A 19,606-nucleotide genomic window follows, 5' to 3' on the forward strand; every position below is an offset into this window, starting at 1 on the left:
GCACGGCATGACCGATCCCGTCGCCCTGTGGCACCGGCGGAGCGGCACCGCGGTGCTGCTCGACGGCTTCCACGCGCTCAAGCACGCCGTGCGCTTCCGGGCGGAGGTCCTGGTCGCGGTCACCGCCGACCGGGCCGCCGCGCTCGCCCTCGCCGACGAGCTGGCCCCGGACGTCCGGGACACCCTGGCCGCGCTGCTGACCGAGGTGGAGCACGAGACGTACGCCTCGCTCGTCCCGCGCCCGCACCCCACCGCCGTGGCCGCCCTGGCCGTACGCCCCTCCCGCGCGGGCAACCTCGAGAAGCTCGCCCGGACCCCGCGCACCGCTCCCGTCGTGGTCCTGGACAACCCGCGCAACCTGGGCAACGCCGGGGCCGTGATCCGGCTGGCCGCCGGTTTCGGGGTGACCGGGGTGGTCACCACCGGCACGCTCGACCCCTGGCACCCCACCGTCGTGCGCGGCGGGGCCGGGCTGCACTTCGCCACCGCCGTGGAGCGGCTGACCGCCGGGGAGCTGCCGTCCGGCCCGGTCTTCGCACTCGACCCGGAGGGCGAGGACATCCGCGGCACGGAACTGCCCGACGACGCGCTGCTCGCCTTCGGGTCCGAGCGCAGCGGGCTCTCGCCGGAGCTGCGCGCGCGGGCCGACCACCTGATCGCGCTGCCGATGCGCCCCCAGGTCTCCAGTTACAACCTCGCGACCAGTGTGGCCATGACGCTGTACCACTGGAGCGCCACCGGGGGCGCACCCGCCTGAGCGCGCCGCTACGCCTCCCGGCGCACCTCGACCACCCGGAAGCGGTTGGCCACGAACGCGCCGTCGGTGAGGGCCGCGTTGGCCGCCGGGTTGCCGCCGGAGCCGTGGAAGTCGGAGAAGGCGGCCGTCTGGTTGACGTACACCCCGCCGGTGAGGTTGAGGGAGAGCTGGGCCGCCTCCTCCAGGCAGACCTCCTGCACCGCCTCCTCGACCTCCGGGGAGGTCGTGTACGCGCCGACCGTCATGGCGCCCTTCTCGCGGACGGTGCGCCGCAGCAGCTCCACGGCGTCGCCGGCCGAGTCGACCGCGACGGCGAAGGAGACCGGGCCGAAGCACTCGCTCATGTAGGCGGCCTCGTCCTCCGGCTTGGCGCCGTCCAGCTTCACGATCACCGGGGTGCGGACCACCGCGTCCGGGAACTCCGGGTTGACGACCTCGCGGGAGGCGAGGGCGACCTCGCCGAGCCCGGCGGCGGCCTCCAGGCGGGCCTTGACGTCCGGGTTGACGATCGCGCCCAGCAGGCCGTTGGCGCGGGCGTCGTCGCCGAGCAGTCCGTCGACCGCCTTCGCCAGGTCGGCGGCGACCTCGTCGAAGGACTTCGGGCCCTGGTCGGTGGTGATGCCGTCGCGCGGGATCAGCAGGTTCTGCGGCGTGGTGCACATCTGGCCGCTGTACAGCGACAGGGAGAACGCCAGGTTGGCGAGCATCCCCTTGTAGTCGTCCGTCGACTCCACCAGCACCGTGTTGACGCCGGCCTTCTCCGTGTACACCTGCGCCTGGCGGGCGTTGGCCTCCAGCCAGTCGCCGAACTCCGTGGAGCCGGTGTAGTCGATGATCCGGATCTCCGGGCGGGTCGCGAGCGTCCTGGCGATGCCCTCGCCGGGCCGCTCGGCGGCCAGCGCGACCAGGTTCGGGTCGAAGCCGGCCTCGGTGAGCACCTCGCGGGCGATCCGCACGGTGAGCGCGAGCGGCAGCACCGCGCGCGGGTGGGGCTTGACCAGGACCGCGTTGCCGGTGGCGAGGGAGGCGAACAGGCCCGGGTAGCCGTTCCAGGTCGGGAAGGTGTTGCAGCCGACGACCAGGCCGATGCCGCGCGGGACCGGGGTGAACCGCTTGGTCAGCGCCAGCGGGTCGCGCTTGCCCTGCGGCTTGGTCCACTCGGCGGTGCCGGGCGTGCGGACCTGCTCCGCGTACGCGTAGGCCACCGCCTCCAGGCCGCGGTCCTGCGCGTGCGGGCCGCCCGCCTGGAACGCCATCATGAACGCCTGGCCGGAGGTGTGCATGACCGCGTGGGCGAACTCGTGCGTCCGGTCGCTGATCCGCTTGAGGATCTCCAGGCAGACCACCGCGCGCATCTCCGCGCCGGCGTCCCGCCAGGCCCGCATCCCGGCCCGCATGGCCGGCAGCAGCACGTCGAGGTCCGCGTGCGGGTAGCTCACGCCCAGCTCGATGCCGTACGGGGAGACCTCGCCGTCGACCCAGCCGTCCGTGCCGGGCTGGCCGAGGTCGAGGCGGGTGCCGAGCAGGGCGTCGAAGGCGGCCCTGCCCGCCGCCGGGTCCAGGCTGCCGTTCTCCCCGTAGGCCTTGGGGTGCTCGGGGTGCGGGGACCAGTACGCGCGCGTGCGGATCGCTTCCAGGGCCTGGTCCAGGGTGGGACGGTGCCGGGCGATCAGCTGGGGCTCGGTGAGTTCGGCGGCCATGGGGACCAACTCCTCGTCTCAGGAACTCTTCGTCGAGTTCATGGACCGGGCAGAAAGATGAGCGGTAAACGTGGGCGGGGGGGCCGGGAGGACCGGGAGGCGGGTGCGGGGCCCCTCGTTCGGGAAGTGGTGGGCGACGGGTGGGCGGTTAGGGTTAGGGTAACCGAACGATCGGTCGGGACAAGGGGGTCCGCCGCATCCGTGGAAGACGCCGTGCGGGAGGATCGCGCACATGACAGCACTCGACCTCAGCAGCCCCGTGGCCGTCGTCGGCACCGGCACCATGGGCCAGGGAATCGCCCAGGTCGCGCTGGTCGCGGGCCATCCCGTGCGGCTCTACGACGCCGTCCCCGGCCGGGCCCGTGAAGCGGCCGACGCGATCGGCGCCCGGCTCGACCGGCTGGTGGAGAAGGAGCGGCTCACCGCCGACGAGCGGGACGCGGCGCGAGCCCGCCTGCTGCCCGTCGACGAGCTCACCGGCCTCGCCGACTGCGCCCTGGTGGCCGAAGCCGTCCTGGAGCGCCTCGACGTCAAGCAGGAGCTGTTCCGCGCGCTGGAGGACGTCGTCGCCGACGACTGCCTGCTCGCCACCAACACCTCCTCCCTCTCCGTCACCGCGATCGGCGGCGCCCTGCGCGTCCCCGGCCGCTTCGTGGGCCTGCACTTCTTCAACCCCGCGCCGCTGCTGCCGCTGGTCGAGGTCGTCTCCGGGTTCGCCACCGACGTCACCTGCGCCACGCGCGCGTACGAGACGGCCCGCGCCTGGGGCAAGACACCGGTCGCCTGCGCCGACACCCCCGGCTTCATCGTCAACCGCATCGCCCGGCCCTTCTACGCCGAGGCCTTCACGGTGTACGAGTCCCAGGGCGCCGATCCGGCCACCATTGACGCGGTCCTGCGCGAGTCCGGCGGTTTCCGGATGGGCGCCTTCGAGCTGACCGACCTCATCGGCCAGGACGTCAACGAGTCCGTCACCCACTCGGTGTGGCAGTCCTTCTTCCAGGACGCGCGCTTCACCCCCTCCCTCGTCCAGCGCCGGCTGGTCGAGTCCGGCCGCCTGGGCCGCAAGAGCGGCCGGGGCTGGTACGACTACCGGGACGGGGCCGAGCGCCCCGAGCCGCACACCGCCGAGCCCGCCGAGCCGCCCGCGTACGTCGTCGCCGAGGGCGGCCTGGGGCCCGCCTCGGAGCTGCTCGCCCTGATCCGCGAGGCCGGGATCCAGGTGCGCGAGGAGGACGAGGACAACGGCACCCGCCTGGTGCTGCCCGGCGGCGGTCAGCTGGTCCTCGCCGACGGCCAGACCTCCGTGGAGTTCCGCGACGTCGTCTACTTCGACCTCGCCCTCGACTACCGCGCGGCCACCCGCGTCGCCCTGTCCCACGCCCAGAACACCTCCCCGCGGACCGTCGCCGAGGCCACCGGCCTGTTCCAGGCGCTCGGGAAGAAGGTCAGCGTCATCGGGGACGTCCCCGGCATGATCGTCGCGCGCACGGTGGCCCGGATCATCGACCTGGCGCACGACGCCGTCGCCAAGGGCGTGGCCACCGGGGAGGACATCGACACCGCGATGCGCCTGGGCGTCAACTACCCGCTGGGACCCCTGGAGTGGAGCCGGCGGCTCGGTGCGGACTGGGCCTGCTCCCTGCTGGACAACCTGCACGAGTGCGAACCGTCCGGCCGCTACGCGCCGTCCCTCGCGCTGTACCGCCACGCCTACGCCTCCGACAAGCGGGAGGACACCCCATGACCACCGCCAGGCGCGACACCTACACCCCGGAGACGCTGCTGTCCGTCGCCGTGCAGGTGTTCAACGAGCGCGGCTACGACGGCACCTCCATGGAGCACCTGTCCCGGGCGGCGGGCATCTCCAAGTCGTCGATCTACCACCACGTGGCCGGCAAGGAGGAACTGCTGCGCCGCGCGGTGAGCCGGGCGCTGGACGGGCTCTTCGGCATCCTCGACGAGGAGCAGGCGCGCGTGGGGCGGGCCGCCGAGCGGCTGGAGTACGTCGTGAGGCGGATGGTCGAGGTGCTGATCGCCGAGCTGCCCTACGTGACGCTGCTGCTGCGGGTGCGCGGCAACACGGACACCGAGCGGTGGGCGCTGGAGCGGCGGCGCGAGTTCGACCACCGGGTCGCCGCGCTGCTGAAGGCCGCGGCGGCCGACGGGGACGTGCGCGGCGACATAGAGGTGCGCCTGGTGACCCGGCTGGTCTTCGGGATGATCAACTCGATCGTCGAGTGGTACCGGCCGGACGGGCGCGGCATGAGCGAGCGCGAGGTGGCCGACGCGGTGGCGCAGCTGGCCTTCGGGGGACTGCGCAAGGCGTCCTGAGGGTGCTCGCCCCCGGGTTCCTCACCCCTGCGGCTCCAGGTCCTCCTCCTCGAACACCAGCAGGGTGCGGGTGCTGAGCACCTCGGGGATCGCCTGGAGCCGGGTGAGCACCAGTTCGCGCAGGGCCCGGTTGTCCGGCGTGTGCACCAGCAGCAGGACGTCGAAGTCCCCGCCCACCAGGGCGATGTGGGAGGCGCCGGGGAGCTTCCTGAGCTGCTCGCGGACCGTGCGCCAGGAGTTCTGGACGATCTTCAGGGTGATGTAGGCGGACGTCCCGTGCCCGGCCCGCTCGTGGTCGACGCGGGCGCCGAAGCCGCGGATGACGCCGTCCTCCACGAGCCGGTTGATGCGGGCGTAGGCGTTCGCGCGGGAGACGTGGACCCGTTCGGCGACCGAGCGTACGGACGCGCGGCCGTCCGCCTGGAGCATGCGCAGGATGTCCTGGTCGATGGCGTCCAGGGGGCGCGGGGGCGGAAGCCGCCCGATCCCCTCCGGGCCCTCGGCCACTTCCTCCGGCCCCTCGGCCATTTGTTCAGCTGCCACCCGCCCCCACCTCTCCGCCATGGACGTACTGCATCCATCTCAGGCCGCGGAGAACCGTTTGTCCACAGCCTGGTGCCACCCGTAGCCAAAATGCGCCGACGACCGAACAATCGGTTGGTGAGGCGTGTCACAGACGCCGCGCCTCGCCATCCCACGAGGAGGTGCCGTCATGACGGTCATGGAGCAGCGGGGCGCCTACCGGCCCACCCCGCCGCCCGCCTGGCAGCCCCGTACCGACCCCGCGCCGCTGCTGCCCGACGCGGAGCCGTACCGCGTGCTCGGCACCGAGGCGGCCGCGAACGCCGACCCGGAGCTGCTGCGCCGGCTGTACGCGGAGCTGGTGAAGGGCCGCCGCTACAACGCGCAGGCCACCGCCCTCACCAAGCAGGGCCGTCTCGCGGTCTACCCCTCCAGCACCGGCCAGGAGGCCTGCGAGGTCGCCGCCGCGCTCGTCCTCGAGGAGCGCGACTGGCTCTTCCCGAGCTACCGCGACACCCTCGCCGTCGTCGCCCGCGGCGTGGACCCCGTCGAGGCCCTCACCCTGCTGCGCGGCGACTGGCACACCGGCTACGACCCCTACGAGCACCGGGTGGCGCCGCTGAGCACCCCGCTCGCCACCCAGCTGCCGCACGCCGTCGGCCTCGCCCACGCCGCCCGCCTCAAGGGCGACGACGTGGTCGCGCTCGCCATGGTCGGCGACGGCGGCACCAGCGAGGGCGACTTCCACGAGGCGCTGAACTTCGCCGCCGTCTGGCAGGCGCCGGTGGTCTTCCTCGTCCAGAACAACGGCTTCGCGATCTCGGTGCCGCTCGCCAAGCAGACCGCGGCCCCGTCGCTGGCCCACAAGGCCGTCGGCTACGGCATGCCCGGCCGCCTGGTCGACGGGAATGACGCCGCCGCCGTGCACGAGGTCCTGGCCGACGCCGTGCGCCACGCGCGCGCGGGCGGCGGCCCGACCCTGGTCGAGGCGATCACGTACCGCGTGGAGGCCCACACCAACGCCGACGACGCCACCCGCTACCGCGGCGACGCCGAGGTGGAGACCTGGAAGCGGCACGACCCGATCACGCTGCTGGAGCAGGAGCTGACCGCGCGCGGACTGCTCGACGAGACCGGCGTGGAAGCCGCCCGCCAGGACGCCGAGACCATGGCCGCCGCCTTGCGCGCCCACATGAACCAGGACCCCGCGCTCGACCCCATGGACCTCTTCGCGCACGTCTACGCCGAGCCCACCCCCCAGCTGCTGGAACAGCAGGCGCAGCTGCGGGCGGAGCTGGCGGCCGAGACCGAGCCGGAAGGGGCGCAGCGATGACCACCGTCGCGGTCAAGCCGGCCACCATGGCGCAGGCCCTCACGCGCGCGCTGCGCGACGCCCTGGCCGCCGACCCGTCCGTGCACGTCATGGGCGAGGACGTCGGCACCCTCGGCGGTGTCTTCCGCATCACCGACGGGCTCGCCAAGGAGTTCGGCGAGGACCGCTGCACGGACACCCCGCTGGCCGAGGCGGGCATCCTCGGCACGGCCGTCGGCATGGCGATGTACGGGCTGCGCCCGGTCGTGGAGATGCAGTTCGACGCCTTCGCCTACCCGGCGTTCGAGCAGCTGGTCTCGCACGTCGCGAAGATGCGCAACCGCACGCGCGGCAGGATGCCCCTGCCGCTCACCATCCGCGTCCCCTACGGCGGCGGCATCGGCGGCGTCGAGCACCACAGCGACTCCTCCGAGGCGTACTACATGGCGACTCCGGGGCTCCATGTCGTCACGCCCGCGACCGTCGCGGACGCCTACGGGCTGCTGCGCGCCGCCATCGCCTCCGACGACCCGGTCGTCTTCCTCGAGCCCAAGCGGCTGTACTGGTCCAAGGACTCCTGGAACCCCGAGGAGCCCGCGACCGTTGAGCCGATAGGCCGCGCGGTGGTGCGGCGCTCAGGGCGGAGCGCCACGCTCATCACGTACGGGCCGTCCGTACCCGTCTGCATGGAGGCGGCCGAGGCGGCCCGGGCCGAGGGCTGGGACCTCGAAGTCGTCGATCTGCGCTCCCTGGTGCCGTTCGACGACGAGACGGTGTGCGCCTCGGTGCGGCGGACGGGACGCGCGGTCGTCGTCCACGAGTCGGGTGGCTTCGGCGGCCCGGGCGGGGAGATCGCGGCCCGGGTCACGGAGCGCTGCTTCCACCACCTGGAGGCGCCGGTGCTGCGTGTGGCCGGGTTCGACCTGCCGTATCCGCCGCCGATGCTGGAGCGCCACCACCTGCCCGGTGTGGACCGGATTCTGGACGCCGTGGGGCGCCTGCAGTGGGAGGCCGAGAGCTGATGGCACAGGTGCTGGAGTTCAAGCTGCCCGACCTCGGTGAGGGGCTGACCGAGGCGGAGATCGTGCGCTGGCTGGTCGAGGTCGGCGACGTCGTCACCGTCGACCAGCCGGTCGTCGAGGTCGAGACGGCCAAGGCGATGGTGGAGGTGCCCTGCCCCTACGGCGGCGTGGTCACGGCCCGCTTCGGCGCGGAGGGCACGGAACTGCCCGTCGGCGCCCCGCTGCTGACGGTGGCGGTCGGGGAACCGGCCGACGACCGCCCGGCGGGAGAGCCGGGCGCCCCCGCCGACCGGACCGAGGGCTCCCGCACCGGGGGTTCCCGGACGGAGGGCTCCCGCACCGAGGGCTCGGGCAACGTCCTGGTCGGCTACGGCACGTCGGAGGCACCGGCCCGGCGCCGCCGGGTGCGCCCGCAGTCGCCGGCACCCGCGGTGAACGGAGGACACCGGGCGGCCCCGGCGGCCCGGGGGCTGCCCGCCGCCGACGGGCGGACCGCCACCGGGGCGGCGCAGGACGGCCCCGTCCCCGTCATCTCCCCCCTGGTGCGCAGGCTGGCCCGGCAGAACGGCCTGGACCTGCGGGAGCTGACGGGTTCCGGACCCGACGGGCTGATCCTGCGGGCGGACGTGGAGTACGCGCTGCGTGCCGCCGCCGCGCAGGGCCGCACGGACCGGGCGGCCGCCGAACCGCAGCGGCAGGCGGCGCGGACCCGGACGTCCCCCGCCGCCGCGGAGACCGCCCGCACCACCCGCATCCCCCTCAAGGGCATCCGCGGCGCCGTCGCCGACAAGCTCTCCCGCAGCCGCACCGAGATACCGGACGCGACCTGCTGGGTGGACGCCGACGCGACCGAACTGATGCGCACGCGGGCCGCCATGAACGCGTCCGGCGGACCGAAGATCTCCGTGATCGCCCTGCTGGCCCGGATCTGCACGGCCGCGCTGGCCCGCTTCCCCGAGCTCAACTCCAGCGTGGACACCGAGGCCAGGGAGATCGTCCAGTACGCGGACGTGCACCTCGGGTTCGCCGCGCAGACCGACCGGGGACTCGTCGTCCCTGTCGTCCGGGACGCGCACGCACGGGACGCGGAATCGCTGACCGCGGAGTTCGCCCGGCTGACCGAGGCGGCCCGGGCCGGGACGCTGACGCCCGCGGAACTCACGGGCGGCACCTTCACGCTGAACAACTACGGGGTCTTCGGCGTCGACGGCTCCACACCGATCGTCAACCACCCCGAGGCCGCCATGCTCGGCGTCGGCCGCATCGTCCCCAAGCCGTGGGTGCACGAGGGCGAGCTGGCCGTCCGGCAGGTCGTGCAGCTCTCGCTCACCTTCGACCACCGGGTCTGCGACGGCGGCACGGCGGGGGGCTTCCTGCGGTACGTGGCGGACTGCGTGGAACAACCGGCGGTGCTGTTGCGGACGTTGTGATTCCCGCTGTTTCGACCGTGCCCCCGCGTTCCCCGTGATCGCGGGGGCGCGCATACTCGGGGGGTGACCGAGTTCGAGCACCCCGGCGACCCCGGCACCGGCCCCGCCCGGACCCCGGTGCCCGTCGCGGACGGCGCCGCGGACGGGACCGCGCAGAGCGCCGCGTACGACGCCGTCGTGCTCGCCGGCGGCGCCGCCCGACGGCTCGGGGGCGCGGACAAGCCCGGGGTGCGGGTGGGCGGGCGGGCGCTGCTCGACCGGGTGCTCACGGCCTGTGCCGCCGCCCGGACCACGGTGGTCGTCGCCGATCCCCGGCCCACCGCACGGCCCGTCGTCTGGGCCCGCGAGGAGCCGCCGGGCGGCGGACCGCTCGCCGCGCTCGACGCCGGGCTGCGGCACACCACGGCGGACCACGTCGTCCTGCTCTCCGCCGACCTGCCGTTCCTCGACCGGCGCACCGTCGAGGGACTGGGGGACACCCTCCGCCGCTCCACGGCCGACGGCGTGGTGCTGACCGACGCCGAGGGCCGGGACCAGCCGCTCGTGGCCGCGTACCGCAGTCCGGTCCTGCGCCGTGAACTGACCGCGCTCACCGAACGCCACGGCGGCCTGAGCGGGCTGCCCCTGCGCCGGCTGACCGCCGCCCTCGACCTCACCCGCATCTCCGGCCCGATGGCGTCCTTCGACTGCGACACCTGGGACGACATCGCCACCGCCAGGTCACGCATCAGGGAGCATGGGTACGTGTTGGACGAATGGATTTCCGCAGTCAAGGACGAGCTGGGCATCGACCTGGACGTCGACACCGGCGTGCTGCTCGACCTCGCCCGGGACGCCGCCCACGGCGTGGCCAGGCCCGCCGCCCCGCTGACCACCTTCCTCGTCGGCTACGCGGCCGCGCGGGCGGGCGGTGACCGGGAGGCCGTCGCCGAGGCCGCCCGCAAGGCCGCCGCCCTCGCGCTGCGCTGGTCGGACGAGGAGACCGCCGGCACCGGGTCCGCGGACGTCGCGCCGGACGCGGCCCCGACACCCGCCCGGACGCGGGATGACCGCGCATGCGACCCGGGCCGACGAGGACGCCGACGACCTCGACGTCGAGGAGGCGCTCGCTCTCGTGAAGGAAGACACCGGACGCGTTGCCGGAGCCCACGCGCCGAACGGCCGGTCCGCCGGCGACGAGCGCCCCGGCGCCCCCCGCCACCACCGGGCCACCGTCTGGTCCGAGGCCCGCGCCATCGCCGGGCGCGCCGCACGCCACGGCCGCGGTGGCGGCCGCACCGGGTACCTGACCCCGGTGGCCGTGCCCCTGACCGAGGCCCTCGGCCTCACCCTGGCCGCTCCCCTCATGGCCCTCACCGACCTGCCCTCCTTCGACACCTCGGCGATGGACGGATGGGCGGTCTCCGGCCCGGGCCCCTGGCACGTACGGGACGAGGGGGTCCTCGCCGGGCACGCCGAGCACGCCCCGCTCACCGACGGCGAGGCCGTCCGCATCGCCACCGGCGCCCGCATCCCCCCGGACACCACCGCCGTGCTCCGCAGCGAACACGGGCGCACCGACGCCACGGGCCGTCTGCACGTCGCCGCGGCCGCCGCGGCGCCGCACACGGTCACGCACGGCCAGGACATCCGCCCCCGCGGCCAGGAGTGCCGCAGCGGGGACCAGCTGCTGCCCGTCGGCACCCAGGTGACCCCGGCCGTCCTGGGCATGGCCGCGGCCGCCGGGTACGACACGCTCAGCGTCGTCCCCCGTCCCCGCGCCGACGTGTTCGTCCTCGGTGACGAACTGCTGAGCGAGGGCCTGCCGCACGACGGACTGATCCGGGACGCGCTCGGCCCGATGCTGCCGCCCTGGCTGCGCGCGCTCGGCGCCGAGGTCACCGCCGTCCGCCGGATCGGCGACGACGAGGACGCGCTGTACGAGGCGCTCACGGCGTCCGGCGCGGACGTCGTCGTCACCACCGGCGGCACCGCCGCGGGCCCGGTCGACCACGTCCACCCCACGCTGCGCCGCATCGGCGCCGAACTCCTCGTGAACGGCGTCCAGGTGCGCCCCGGCCACCCCATGCTCCTGGCCCGCACCAGGGAGAACCAGCATCTCGTCGGCCTGCCCGGCAACCCCCTCGCCGCCGTCTCCGGCCTGCTCACGCTCGCCGAGCCCCTGCTGCGGACCCTCGCCGCCCGCCCGGCCCCTGAGTCGTACACGCTGCCCCTGCGGGACGCCGTGCAGGGGCACCCGTACGACACCCGGCTCGTCCCGGTCTCCCTGCGCGGCGACCGGGCCCTGCCGTTGCTCTACAACGGCCCGGCCATGCTGCGCGGCATCGCGGCGGCCGACGCGCTCGCCGTCGTGCCTCCGGGGGGCTCACGGCCCGGCCAGGAGGCGGAACTGCTCGACCTGCCCTGGGCGTCCGGGGGAATCGGGGTGTGTTTCACGTGAAACTTCCGGGCCAGGACGCGATTGCTCGCCAGGCCGACGAACATCTGGTGACCCATCGGGTGAAACTCCCGAGGAAGATGGTGGAGCATCCGATCCGCCAGGTCGCCAAACGGTTGTCGATGGCCCTGGTGGTGCTCGTGGCGACGGCGTTCATCGTGTACGCCGACCACGAGGGCTACAACGACAACTCCGACGGCTCCCTCGACCTGCTCGACGCCTTCTACTACGCGACCGTCACCCTTTCCACCACCGGGTACGGCGACATCACGCCGGTCAGCGACACCGCCCGTCTCACCAATATCCTCATCGTCACGCCGCTGCGCGTGCTGTTCCTGATCATTCTGGTCGGCACCACCCTCGAAGCCCTCACCGAACGCACCCGGGAGGAGTGGCGACTGAACCGCTGGAGGTCCACCTTGCGCGATCACACCGTTGTCGTCGGGTTCGGGACCAAGGGCAGGTCCGCGATCAAGACCGTCTGCGCGACGGGGCTGAAGAAGGAACTGGTCGTGGTGGTCGACCCCAGCGGGAAGGCGATCGACGCGGCCGCGGCGGACGGCTACGCGGGCGTGATAGGCGACGCCACGCGCAGCGAGGTGCTGAAGCGGGCCGAGGTGCACAAGGCGCGGCAGATCATCATCGCGACGCAGCGCGACGACACCGCCGTCCTCGTGACGCTGACGGCGCGGCAGCTCAACCGGGGCGCGAAGATCGTCGCCGCGGTGCGCGAGGAGGAGAACGCCCCGCTGCTCAAGCAGTCGGGTGCCGACGCGGTCATCACCAGCGCCAGCGCCGCCGGGCGGCTGCTCGGCCTCTCGGTGCTCAGCCCCTCGGCCGGCATGGTGATGGAGGACCTCATCCAGCAGGGCTCCGGGCTCGACATCGTCGAACGGCCGGTCATAAAGGCCGAGGTGGGCAGGACGCCTCGCGAGACGGACGACCTGGTGGTGAGCGTCGTGCGCGGGCACCGGGTGCTCGGCTACGACGATCCGGACGTCGGGACGCTGGAACTGACGGACCGGTTGATCACGATCGTGCGGGCGACGCCGGGCACCCAGGTCGCGCCCGACTTCCGCCCGCTCCCCCGCCCCTGAGGACGGTCCGCGGGGCCCGTACACCCCGCGGACCCGGCACCCCGTGCGCTCCCGGCGGTCACGGAGCCGCGCCGCCCTCGGTCGCGGCTCCGTGCCCCTCGCGGTCGCGCGGGCGCGTCACTTGCGGTTGTAGAGCCGCATCGTGACCGGCCCGAAGACCAGCACGAACAGGCCCGCCCAGCCCAGCGACCAGGCGACCTCGTCCGCCGGCCAGTCGCCCGCCATCAGTCCGCGCACCGCGGACGCGAGGTGGGTGACGGGGCTGTTGTTGACGAACGCCTGGAGCCAGCCCGGCATCGTCCTCGGGTCGACGAAGACGTTGGACAGGAAGGTGAGCGGGAAGATCACCATCATGCTGACGCCCATCACCGACTTCTCGGTGCGCAGCATGAGCCCGAACATCGTCCAGATCCACGAGAACGCGAACGAGAAGAGCACCAGCAGCGCGATGCCGGCGAGCACGCCCGCGACCCCGCCGTCGGGGCGGTAGCCGAGGATCATGCCGACGGTCAGCATCACGACGGACGCGATGGTGTACCGCAGGGCGTCGCCGAGCAGATAGCCGACCATCGTCGACGGCCGCCAGATCGGCAGGCTGCGGAACCGGTCGAAGACGCCCTTCTCGATGTCCGTGTTGACCGAGACGCCGGTGTACATCGTGATCATCACGACCGACATCACCAGGATGCCCGGCAGCAGGAACTGGATGTACTCCTTCGGCGACCCGGCCAGCGCCCCGCCGAACAGGTACGTGTACATCAGCACCATCATGATCGGGAACGCGGTGACGTCGAAGAGCTGTTCCGGCACGTGTTTGATTTTCAGGACCGCGCGCCAGCCGAAGGTCAGCGAGGCGGACCAGGCGCTGGGCCGCGGCGGGCGTTCCCCGGCGACCAGCAGCTCGGCGAGGGAGTCGGCGCTGACCGGGGAGAGTTCGGTGCTCGTCGCGGTGCTCATGCCGCCACCTCGTCCTTCGGGTCGTGGGTGTGGTCGGAGCCGGACACGTGGGTGTCGTGGCCGGTGAGGGCGAGGAACACCTCGTCCAGGCTGGGCTGGCCGAGGGAGAAGTCGTCGACGGTGACGCCGGCGCGGGCCAGTTCGCCCAGTGCGCGGGCGGCCTGCTCGGCGGCGGTGTCGTGGCCGGCGGCCGTACCGAGGCGGGCGGTCAGCGCCACCGGGTCCGGTTCGGCCTGCACCTGCGCGTCGAGGACGCGGTGCAGCAGGTCCGCGGCGAGCGGCCGTTGTCCGGGGTCCCGCAGCCGCAGGTGGACGGTGCCGGCGCCGACGGACGCCTTCAGCTCGCCCTTGGTGCCCTCGGCGATCACCTTGCCGCGGTCGATGACGGCGATCCGGGACGCCAGCTGGTCGGCCTCGTCCAGGTACTGCGTGGTCAGCAGCACGGTCGTGCCCTGGGCGACGACCGCGCGCACGATGTCCCACACCTGGTTGCGGCTGCGCGGGTCCAGACCGGTCGTGGGTTCGTCGAGGAACAGCAGGTCGGGGGTGTTGAGGATGGACGCGGCGATGTCGATGCGCCGCCGCATGCCCCCGGAGTAGTGCTTGACCTGCCTGCCGGCCGCGTCCGTGAGCCCGAAGGCCTCCAGCAGCTGGGCGGCGCGGCTGCGGGCGGCGGGCTTGCGGTGTCCCAGGAGCCGGCCCAGCAGCACCAGGTTCTCGGTGCCGGTGAGGTCCTCGTCCACGGACGCGTACTGGCCGGTGAGGCTCACCCGGCCGCGCACCTCGTCGGCCTCGCGCACGACGTCGTGGCCGAAGACGTGGGCCTCGCCGCCGTCCGGCCGCAGGAGGGTGGCGAGCATCTTCACGGTGGTGGTCTTGCCTGCGCCGTTCGGTCCGAGGACCCCGTACACCGTGCCGGCCGGTACGGCGAGGTCCACCCCGTCGACGGCCCGTGTCTCACCGAAGGTCTTGACCAGGCCGGCGGTCTCGATCGCCAGGCCGGACGTCTGGGTGCTCATGCTTTCGGGTCCTTCCGCGGGCGTGGGCTACGCAAGGGGGACTTTCACCGTCGCGCGAACTCATCGGTCCCGCACCCGGTTTTCCCGCGGACCGGCCCGGCGGCCGGGGAGGATCCGGCCCCGGACCCGGGACGGGCGGCCGGGGGCCCCGGGTCCCGCCCCCAGGAGTACCGTCCCCCTCATGCATGCGATCACGATTCCCGAACCCGGTGGGCCCGAGGCGCTGGTGTGGGACGAGGTCCCCGATCCCGTGCCCGGTGAGGGCGAGGTCCTGGTCGAGGTGGTGGCCGGGGCCGTCAACCGGGCCGACGTCCTCCAGCGGCAGGGCTTCTACGACCCCCCGCCCGGCGCGTCCCCGTACCCCGGCCTGGAGTGCTCCGGGCGGATCACCGCGCTCGGCCCCGGCGTGGGCGGCTGGGCCGTCGGCGACGAGGTCTGCGCGCTGCTGGCCGGCGGCGGCTACGCCGAGAAGGTCGCCGTCCCGGCCGGGCAACTGCTGCCCGTCCCGGCGGGGCTCGGCCTCAAGCAGGCGGCGGCGCTCCCGGAGGTCGTCTGCACGGTCTGGTCGAACGTCTTCATGGTCGCCCACCTCCGCCCCGGCGAGACCCTCCTCGTGCACGGCGGCTCCAGCGGCATCGGCACCATGGCGATCCAGCTGGCCAAGGCCGTCGGCGCGAAGGTCGCCGTCACCGCGGGCACCGGGGAGAAGCTGGAGCGGTGCGCCGAACTGGGCGCCGACATCCTCATCAACTACCGCGAGCAGGACTTCGTCGCCGAACTGGAGCGGGCCACCGACGGCGCCGGCGCGGACGTCATCCTCGACAACATGGGGGCCAAGTACCTGGACCGCAACGTCCGGGCCCTCGCCGTCAACGGCCGGCTCGCGATCATCGGCATGCAGGGCGGCGTCAAGGGGGAGCTGAACATCGGCGCCCTCCTCCGCAAGCGCGCCGCCATCAGCGCCACCTCGCTGCGGGCCCGTCCGCTGGAGGAGAAGGCGGCGATCGTGGCGGCCGTGCGGGAACACGTGTGGCCGCTCGTCGCCGACGGCCACGTCCGTCCGGTGATCGACCGCGAGATCCCGATGCCGGACGCGGCCGCCGCCCACCGGGTCGTGGAGGACAGCGGCCACATCGGGAAGGTGCTGCTGGTCACGCCGCGCTGAGCGGCGCCGGAACGCCGGGCACGGGGCCCGGGCGCGCCGGCGTCGGCCGTCCGGACGCCACGGCGGGGTCCGGTCCCGCGCTCGGCGCGGTACGCCGGCCGCGTCCGCCGCAGGGGCGGCCGTTTCCGCGCCCGGTCAGGACAGACCGCTGCTCTGGCGCATGCGCAGCGCGACGAAGGCGAGGCCCAGGCCGAGGCCGATGAGCACCAGTCCGCCGCCGAGCGGCAGGATCCGCAGGGCGGGCTCCATGGGGCGCTCGGCGCTCGTGACGGAGTCCGGCGCGGGTGTCCGCGACGGCGAGGAGGACACGGGAACCGCCGCCTGCGACGTCGGCGTCCTCGGTGCCCTCGGTCTCCGGGGGACGATGTCGCCGCTGCCGGGTGCCCGGAACACGGTGTCGTCGTCCTCCCGGCGCGGTACGTCGGGCAGACGGCCGACGCCCGCCGCGTCCGGCCACTCGATCCCGGCGTCGGTGCCCGGTCTCCTCGGCGGGGCGCCCGGTTTCCTCGGCACGGCGCCGGGGCCCCCGTCGTGGGCCTCGTCCCTTCCGTGCTTCCTCGCCTCGCCCTTTCCGCGTTTCCCCGTGCCGTGCGGAGCCTCCTCGGCCGCCTTCCTCCGTGGCTCGGGCCGTTCCCGCCCCTCACCGGCCCGGCTCCCGGCCCGGGACGGCTCGCCCGAGGGGGAGGCGGAGGGAGAGGCGGAGGCGGAGGGAGAGGCGGAAGAGGAGGGGGAGGAGGAAGGAGAGGGAGAACGGGACGTGAGGCCGTCGCTCTGCCCGGCGCCGGCGCCGGCGCCGGCACCGGCACCGGCGCCCGGCGGTCCCTCCGCCGCGTGCGCCGCGGGCATGCCGAAGGGCGTCGTGACGGGGCCGTACGGCATCGTCACCGCTCCCGTCCCCAGGGCGATCCCCGCCCCCAGGACGACCCCCGCCCGCAGGACGTTGCCCGCCCCCGTCGCCCCCCTTGTGCGCAGCCTTGGAGCCACGGTCGTGACCTCCCGCGCCGGCCGGTGCGCGTGCGCACCGCCGGCTAGATGGGCCGGATGGACGCCAACAGCCTCCCATCGCGCCACGATCCCGGCATTCCGGATACGTCCGTCGGGTCGACCCCCGACCCCGCACGGCCGAGTGGCGCGTCCGCCCGCTCCGGCACGGCGGATCGAGCATCTCCGGGGGCACCGCCGTGGGGAGGCACCGGCGTGCGAGAGAATGGCGGCATGGAGATGCCGAGGAACGAACGGTCGCCGGAGAACCCGCAGATCCTGGTCGTCGGCCAGGACGGTATGGCGCTCAGCGGCAGCACCGGGGACGAGGACTCCCGCGAGACCCCGGTGACGGAGCAGGTGGAGCAGCCCGCGAAGGTCATGCGGATCGGCAGCATGATCAAGCAACTGCTGGAGGAGGTGCGCGCCGCTCCTCTGGACGAGGCCAGCCGGGCCCGGCTCAAGGAGATCCACGCCAGCTCGGTGAAGGAGCTGGAGGACGGTCTGGCACCCGAGCTGGTCGAGGAACTGGAGCGGCTCTCCTTGCCCTTCACGGACGAGGCGACCCCGAGCGACGCCGAACTGCGGATCGCCCAGGCCCAGTTGGTGGGCTGGCTGGAGGGCCTGTTCCACGGCATCCAGACCACGCTCTTCGCCCAGCAGATGGCCGCGCGCGCCCAGCTGGAACAGATGCGCCGCGCCCTCCCGCCGGGCGTGGGCGACGGCCACGAGGACGCCCACCCGGGCCCCCGTTCGGGCGGGCCGTACCTGTAAGCGTCCTTGACCACGGGAAGGGGCCCGGCATCCGGTGCCGGGCCCCTTCATTACGCCGTCACGCCCCGTACGGCCCTCGCGCCCCGCGCGGGTACGGCCGGGGGTCAGGTCAGGACGGGGGGTTGCCCGTCGAGACCTTGAGGGTGATCTCGGGCATGTTCCCGGGGTCCACGTCCGTGCCCGCCGGCGGGAACTGGTCCCTGACGGAGCCCTCGCCGTAGGTGTTCTCGTCGACCTTGACGATCTTGAAGCTTCCCCAGCCGGCGGCCTGGAAGCACTCCTTCACCGACTTGATGTACTTGTACCTGAAGTCGGGGAGCCGGATCTTCTCGGGGTCGTTGTACGACTCCTCCGGCTCCTCGCACTCCTCCTTGTCGATCGTCTTCGTCGTGTCCGGCCCGCGGTAGCCCGCCGCCTTGCTCGCCGACGCCGACGCCGAGGCGCCGCCTTTGCCCTGGTTCTCCTCGCCACCGCCGCCGTTCAGCGTCAGGGCCGCGACCAGGCCGCCGACGGCGAGGAGGGAGACGACGACCGAGCCGATGATCACCGGCTTGTTGCTCCGGCCGCCGCCCGAGCCGCCGGGGGCCGGGGTGTGGGGCGCGATGGTGTACGGCGGCGGGGTCGACGGTCCCTGCTGCGGGGAGTAGGCCGACGGGGCGGGCGCCTGGTAGCCGCCCTGGTGCGGGTAGCCGTACGCGGGGGACGGGGCGGACGGTGCCGGGGTGCCGTACGGGTTCTGGTGCGGCGCCGGGGCCGGCTGGTACGGCGTCTGGACGTTGCCCGTGGGCGCCGGGGTCGCCTGGTCCACCGGCGGGAACACCGCGGAGCCGACGCCCGCGCCGCTGGGCGCCTGCGTGCCGGGGACGATGCTCGGCGGGGCCGCGTGGAAGGACTGCGCCACCCGCAGGCACTCGTCGCGCATGGACTCCGCGCTGGGGAAACGCTCGTTCGGGTTCTTCTTCAGCGCGCGGGAGATCAGCGCGTCCACGGCCGGCGGCAGCGAACGGTTGATCGAGGACGCCGTCGGCGGATCCTCCTGCACGTGCGCGTACGCGATGGCCAGCGGCGAGTCCGCGTCGAACGGCAGCCGCCCGGTGACCAGCTGGAACAGCATGATGCCGACCGAGTACAGGTCGCTGCGCGCGTCCACGCCCCGGCCGAGCGCCTGCTCCGGCGAGAGGTACTGCGGGGTGCCGACGACCATGCCGGTCTGCGTCATCGACGTCACGCCGGACTGCATGGCGCGGGCGATGCCGAAGTCCATGACCTTGACCACACCGCGCTTGGTCATCATCACGTTGCCCGGCTTGATGTCCCGGTGGACCAGCCCCATCTCGTGGCTGATCTCCAGCGCCGCCAGCACGTCCGCGGTGATCTTCAGCGCCTTGTCGGCGGGCATCGCGCCGTACTGCCGCACGTCCTCGTCGAGCACCGAGCCGAGCGGGCGGCCCTCGACGTACTCCATGACGATGTACGGCATCGTCATGCCGTCCACGTCGTCCTCGCCGGTGTCGAAGACCGACACGATGTTGGTGTGCGTGAGTTTCGCCACGGACTGGGCCTCGCGGCGGAAGCGCTCGCGGAAGGCCTGTTCCCGGCCGAGTTCCGTGTGCAACGTCTTGATGGCGACCTGGCGGTCGAGCACGCTGTCGTAGGCCAGGTGCACCGAGGCCATGCCGCCCTGGCCGAGCAGGTCCCGCAGTTGGTACCGCCCGCCGGCGAGCGCCCGTCCCGCGCCTCGGCCCTGTGCGCCGTCCTGGCTCATGTTCCGCTTCCCCCGTGGCCTCTCCGGCGCCGCCGTCGGTGACCGATCCGTCGTAGATCCCATGTGCTATTCCCGGCCAAGTCTGCCCCAGGGCACTGACACGTCAAGCGCGGTGCCCGTTCCGTGACCGTACGCGAAAGAAGCGTCGCGGAAGCGTTACAGGGGTCGTGCGGCCGGTACACAGAATTTGCACGACAGTACGGAGTGCGGGTTTGATGACCGGTCCGTCTCGTGCCGGTCCTGGCGACCCGTCCCGGACCGGAGGCTTGCGCGGAGGCTGTAGCGTGGCCGACGGAGACCGTAACAACACCGCGCGCACCGCGGGCAGAAACGA

The 19,606-nt window shown here is 73.5% G+C and carries 16 protein-coding genes and 1 pseudogene; 11 read left to right on the top strand and 6 right to left on the bottom strand.

The window, feature by feature from the left end:
* Positions 1-7 precede the first annotated feature (7 nt).
* Positions 8-757 (top strand): TrmH family RNA methyltransferase, encoded by a 750-nt coding sequence (locus GL259_RS20115; protein ID WP_159534736.1) that lies wholly within the window; start codon positions 8-10, stop codon positions 755-757.
* An 8-nt stretch (positions 758-765) separates the two neighbouring features.
* On the opposite strand, the gene paaN is transcribed toward GL259_RS20115, so the two are convergent.
* On the bottom strand, positions 766-2,457 hold the full coding sequence (paaN, locus tag GL259_RS20120; RefSeq protein WP_159534739.1) for a phenylacetic acid degradation protein PaaN: 1,692 nt from the start codon (positions 2,455-2,457) through the stop codon (positions 766-768).
* 232 nt (positions 2,458-2,689) lie between these two features.
* Between paaN and GL259_RS20125 the strand changes: the two genes are divergently transcribed.
* On the top strand, positions 2,690-4,204 hold the full coding sequence (locus tag GL259_RS20125) for a 3-hydroxyacyl-CoA dehydrogenase (protein WP_159534741.1): 1,515 nt from the start codon (positions 2,690-2,692) through the stop codon (positions 4,202-4,204).
* Complete coding sequence (locus GL259_RS20130) at positions 4,201-4,791, top strand: TetR/AcrR family transcriptional regulator (RefSeq protein ID WP_159534743.1); 591 nt, start codon at positions 4,201-4,203, stop codon at positions 4,789-4,791. The genes GL259_RS20125 and GL259_RS20130 overlap by 4 nt, the downstream gene beginning before the upstream one ends.
* Positions 4,792-4,812: 21 nt before the next feature.
* On the opposite strand, the gene GL259_RS20135 is transcribed toward GL259_RS20130, so the two are convergent.
* A complete protein-coding gene (locus GL259_RS20135; protein ID WP_159538802.1) occupies positions 4,813-5,298 on the bottom strand; it encodes an Lrp/AsnC family transcriptional regulator in 486 nt (161 codons plus the stop codon).
* Positions 5,299-5,503: 205 nt separating this feature from the next.
* On the opposite strand from GL259_RS20135, the gene pdhA reads away from it, so the two are divergent.
* The 6 genes and pseudogenes from pdhA to GL259_RS20165 all read left to right on the top strand — a co-directional run bounded on the left by pdhA (position 5,504) and on the right by GL259_RS20165 (position 12,611).
* Positions 5,504-6,646 carry a pyruvate dehydrogenase (acetyl-transferring) E1 component subunit alpha gene (gene pdhA / locus GL259_RS20140; protein ID WP_159534745.1) on the top strand — a complete coding sequence of 381 codons (1,143 nt, stop codon included), beginning with the start codon at positions 5,504-5,506 and terminating at the stop codon, positions 6,644-6,646.
* Positions 6,643-7,647 carry an alpha-ketoacid dehydrogenase subunit beta gene (locus tag GL259_RS20145; protein WP_159534747.1) on the top strand — a complete coding sequence of 335 codons (1,005 nt, stop codon included), beginning with the start codon at positions 6,643-6,645 and terminating at the stop codon, positions 7,645-7,647. The genes pdhA and GL259_RS20145 overlap by 4 nt, the downstream gene beginning before the upstream one ends.
* Positions 7,647-9,077 (top strand): dihydrolipoamide acetyltransferase family protein, encoded by a 1,431-nt coding sequence (locus GL259_RS20150; RefSeq protein ID WP_159534749.1) that lies wholly within the window; start codon positions 7,647-7,649, stop codon positions 9,075-9,077. Before GL259_RS20145 ends, GL259_RS20150 begins: the two co-directional genes overlap by 1 nt.
* Positions 9,078-9,194: 117 nt before the next feature.
* Positions 9,195-10,126 (top strand): annotated as a pseudogene (locus GL259_RS20155) (NTP transferase domain-containing protein).
* Positions 10,123-11,517 (top strand): molybdopterin molybdotransferase MoeA, encoded by a 1,395-nt coding sequence (locus GL259_RS20160; protein ID WP_159534751.1) that lies wholly within the window; start codon positions 10,123-10,125, stop codon positions 11,515-11,517. Before GL259_RS20155 ends, GL259_RS20160 begins: the two are co-directional and overlap by 4 nt.
* Positions 11,514-12,611: a potassium channel family protein gene (locus tag GL259_RS20165; RefSeq protein WP_208026498.1), complete on the top strand. Its 1,098-nt coding sequence runs from the start codon at positions 11,514-11,516 to the stop codon at positions 12,609-12,611. Before GL259_RS20160 ends, GL259_RS20165 begins: the two co-directional genes overlap by 4 nt.
* A gap of 117 nt (positions 12,612-12,728) precedes the next feature.
* Here GL259_RS20165 and GL259_RS20170 read toward each other — a convergent pair whose 3' ends face one another.
* Together GL259_RS20170 and GL259_RS20175 are read right to left on the bottom strand one after the other, a co-directional pair.
* Positions 12,729-13,568, bottom strand: a complete 840-nt coding sequence (locus GL259_RS20170; protein ID WP_159534755.1) for an ABC transporter permease — start codon at positions 13,566-13,568, stop codon at positions 12,729-12,731.
* Positions 13,565-14,587, bottom strand: a complete 1,023-nt coding sequence (locus GL259_RS20175) for an ATP-binding cassette domain-containing protein (protein ID WP_159534757.1) — start codon at positions 14,585-14,587, stop codon at positions 13,565-13,567. Before GL259_RS20175 ends, GL259_RS20170 begins: the two co-directional genes overlap by 4 nt.
* 181 nt (positions 14,588-14,768) lie before the next feature.
* Between GL259_RS20175 and GL259_RS20180 the strand changes: the two genes are divergently transcribed.
* Positions 14,769-15,752 (top strand): NAD(P)H-quinone oxidoreductase, encoded by a 984-nt coding sequence (locus GL259_RS20180; protein WP_159534759.1) that lies wholly within the window; start codon positions 14,769-14,771, stop codon positions 15,750-15,752.
* Positions 15,753-15,887: 135 nt separating this feature from the next.
* Here GL259_RS20180 and GL259_RS20185 read toward each other — a convergent pair whose 3' ends face one another.
* Entirely contained in the window at positions 15,888-16,265 is a 378-nt protein-coding gene (locus GL259_RS20185) for a hypothetical protein (RefSeq protein ID WP_159534761.1), read from the bottom strand.
* A gap of 702 nt (positions 16,266-16,967) precedes the next feature.
* Between GL259_RS20185 and GL259_RS20190 the strand changes: the two genes are divergently transcribed.
* Entirely contained in the window at positions 16,968-17,507 is a 540-nt protein-coding gene (locus GL259_RS20190) for a bacterial proteasome activator family protein (protein WP_159534763.1), read from the top strand.
* Between the two features lie 109 nt (positions 17,508-17,616).
* Here the strand turns inward: GL259_RS20190 and GL259_RS20195 are convergent, their stop codons facing one another.
* Entirely contained in the window at positions 17,617-19,272 is a 1,656-nt protein-coding gene (locus GL259_RS20195) for a protein kinase (protein WP_243762338.1), read from the bottom strand.
* Positions 19,273-19,606: the final 334 nt, after the last annotated feature.

The organism is Streptomyces sp. Tu 3180 (assembly GCF_009852415.1).
Lineage (GTDB): Bacteria > Actinomycetota > Actinomycetes > Streptomycetales > Streptomycetaceae > Streptomyces.

Excerpts from the sequence above, each read along its gene's own strand:
- GL259_RS20175 (WP_159534757.1), bottom strand. The coding sequence starts at position 14,587 with ATGAGCACCCAGACGTCCGGCCTGGCGATCGAGACCGCCGGCCTGGTC.
- GL259_RS20195 (WP_243762338.1), bottom strand. The coding sequence starts at position 19,272 with ATGAGCCAGGACGGCGCACAGGGCCGAGGCGCGGGACGGGCGCTCGCC.
- GL259_RS20150 (WP_159534749.1), top strand. The coding sequence starts at position 7,647 with ATGGCACAGGTGCTGGAGTTCAAGCTGCCCGACCTCGGTGAGGGGCTG.
- GL259_RS20170 (WP_159534755.1), bottom strand. The coding sequence starts at position 13,568 with ATGAGCACCGCGACGAGCACCGAACTCTCCCCGGTCAGCGCCGACTCC.
- GL259_RS20145 (WP_159534747.1), top strand. The coding sequence starts at position 6,643 with ATGACCACCGTCGCGGTCAAGCCGGCCACCATGGCGCAGGCCCTCACG.
- GL259_RS20190 (WP_159534763.1), top strand. The coding sequence starts at position 16,968 with ATGGAGATGCCGAGGAACGAACGGTCGCCGGAGAACCCGCAGATCCTG.
- paaN (WP_159534739.1), bottom strand. The coding sequence starts at position 2,457 with ATGGCCGCCGAACTCACCGAGCCCCAGCTGATCGCCCGGCACCGTCCC.
- GL259_RS20130 (WP_159534743.1), top strand. The coding sequence starts at position 4,201 with ATGACCACCGCCAGGCGCGACACCTACACCCCGGAGACGCTGCTGTCC.
- GL259_RS20160 (WP_159534751.1), top strand. The coding sequence starts at position 10,123 with ATGACCGCGCATGCGACCCGGGCCGACGAGGACGCCGACGACCTCGAC.
- GL259_RS20125 (WP_159534741.1), top strand. The coding sequence starts at position 2,690 with ATGACAGCACTCGACCTCAGCAGCCCCGTGGCCGTCGTCGGCACCGGC.
- GL259_RS20180 (WP_159534759.1), top strand. The coding sequence starts at position 14,769 with ATGCATGCGATCACGATTCCCGAACCCGGTGGGCCCGAGGCGCTGGTG.
- pdhA (WP_159534745.1), top strand. The coding sequence starts at position 5,504 with ATGACGGTCATGGAGCAGCGGGGCGCCTACCGGCCCACCCCGCCGCCC.
- GL259_RS20115 (WP_159534736.1), top strand. The coding sequence starts at position 8 with ATGACCGATCCCGTCGCCCTGTGGCACCGGCGGAGCGGCACCGCGGTG.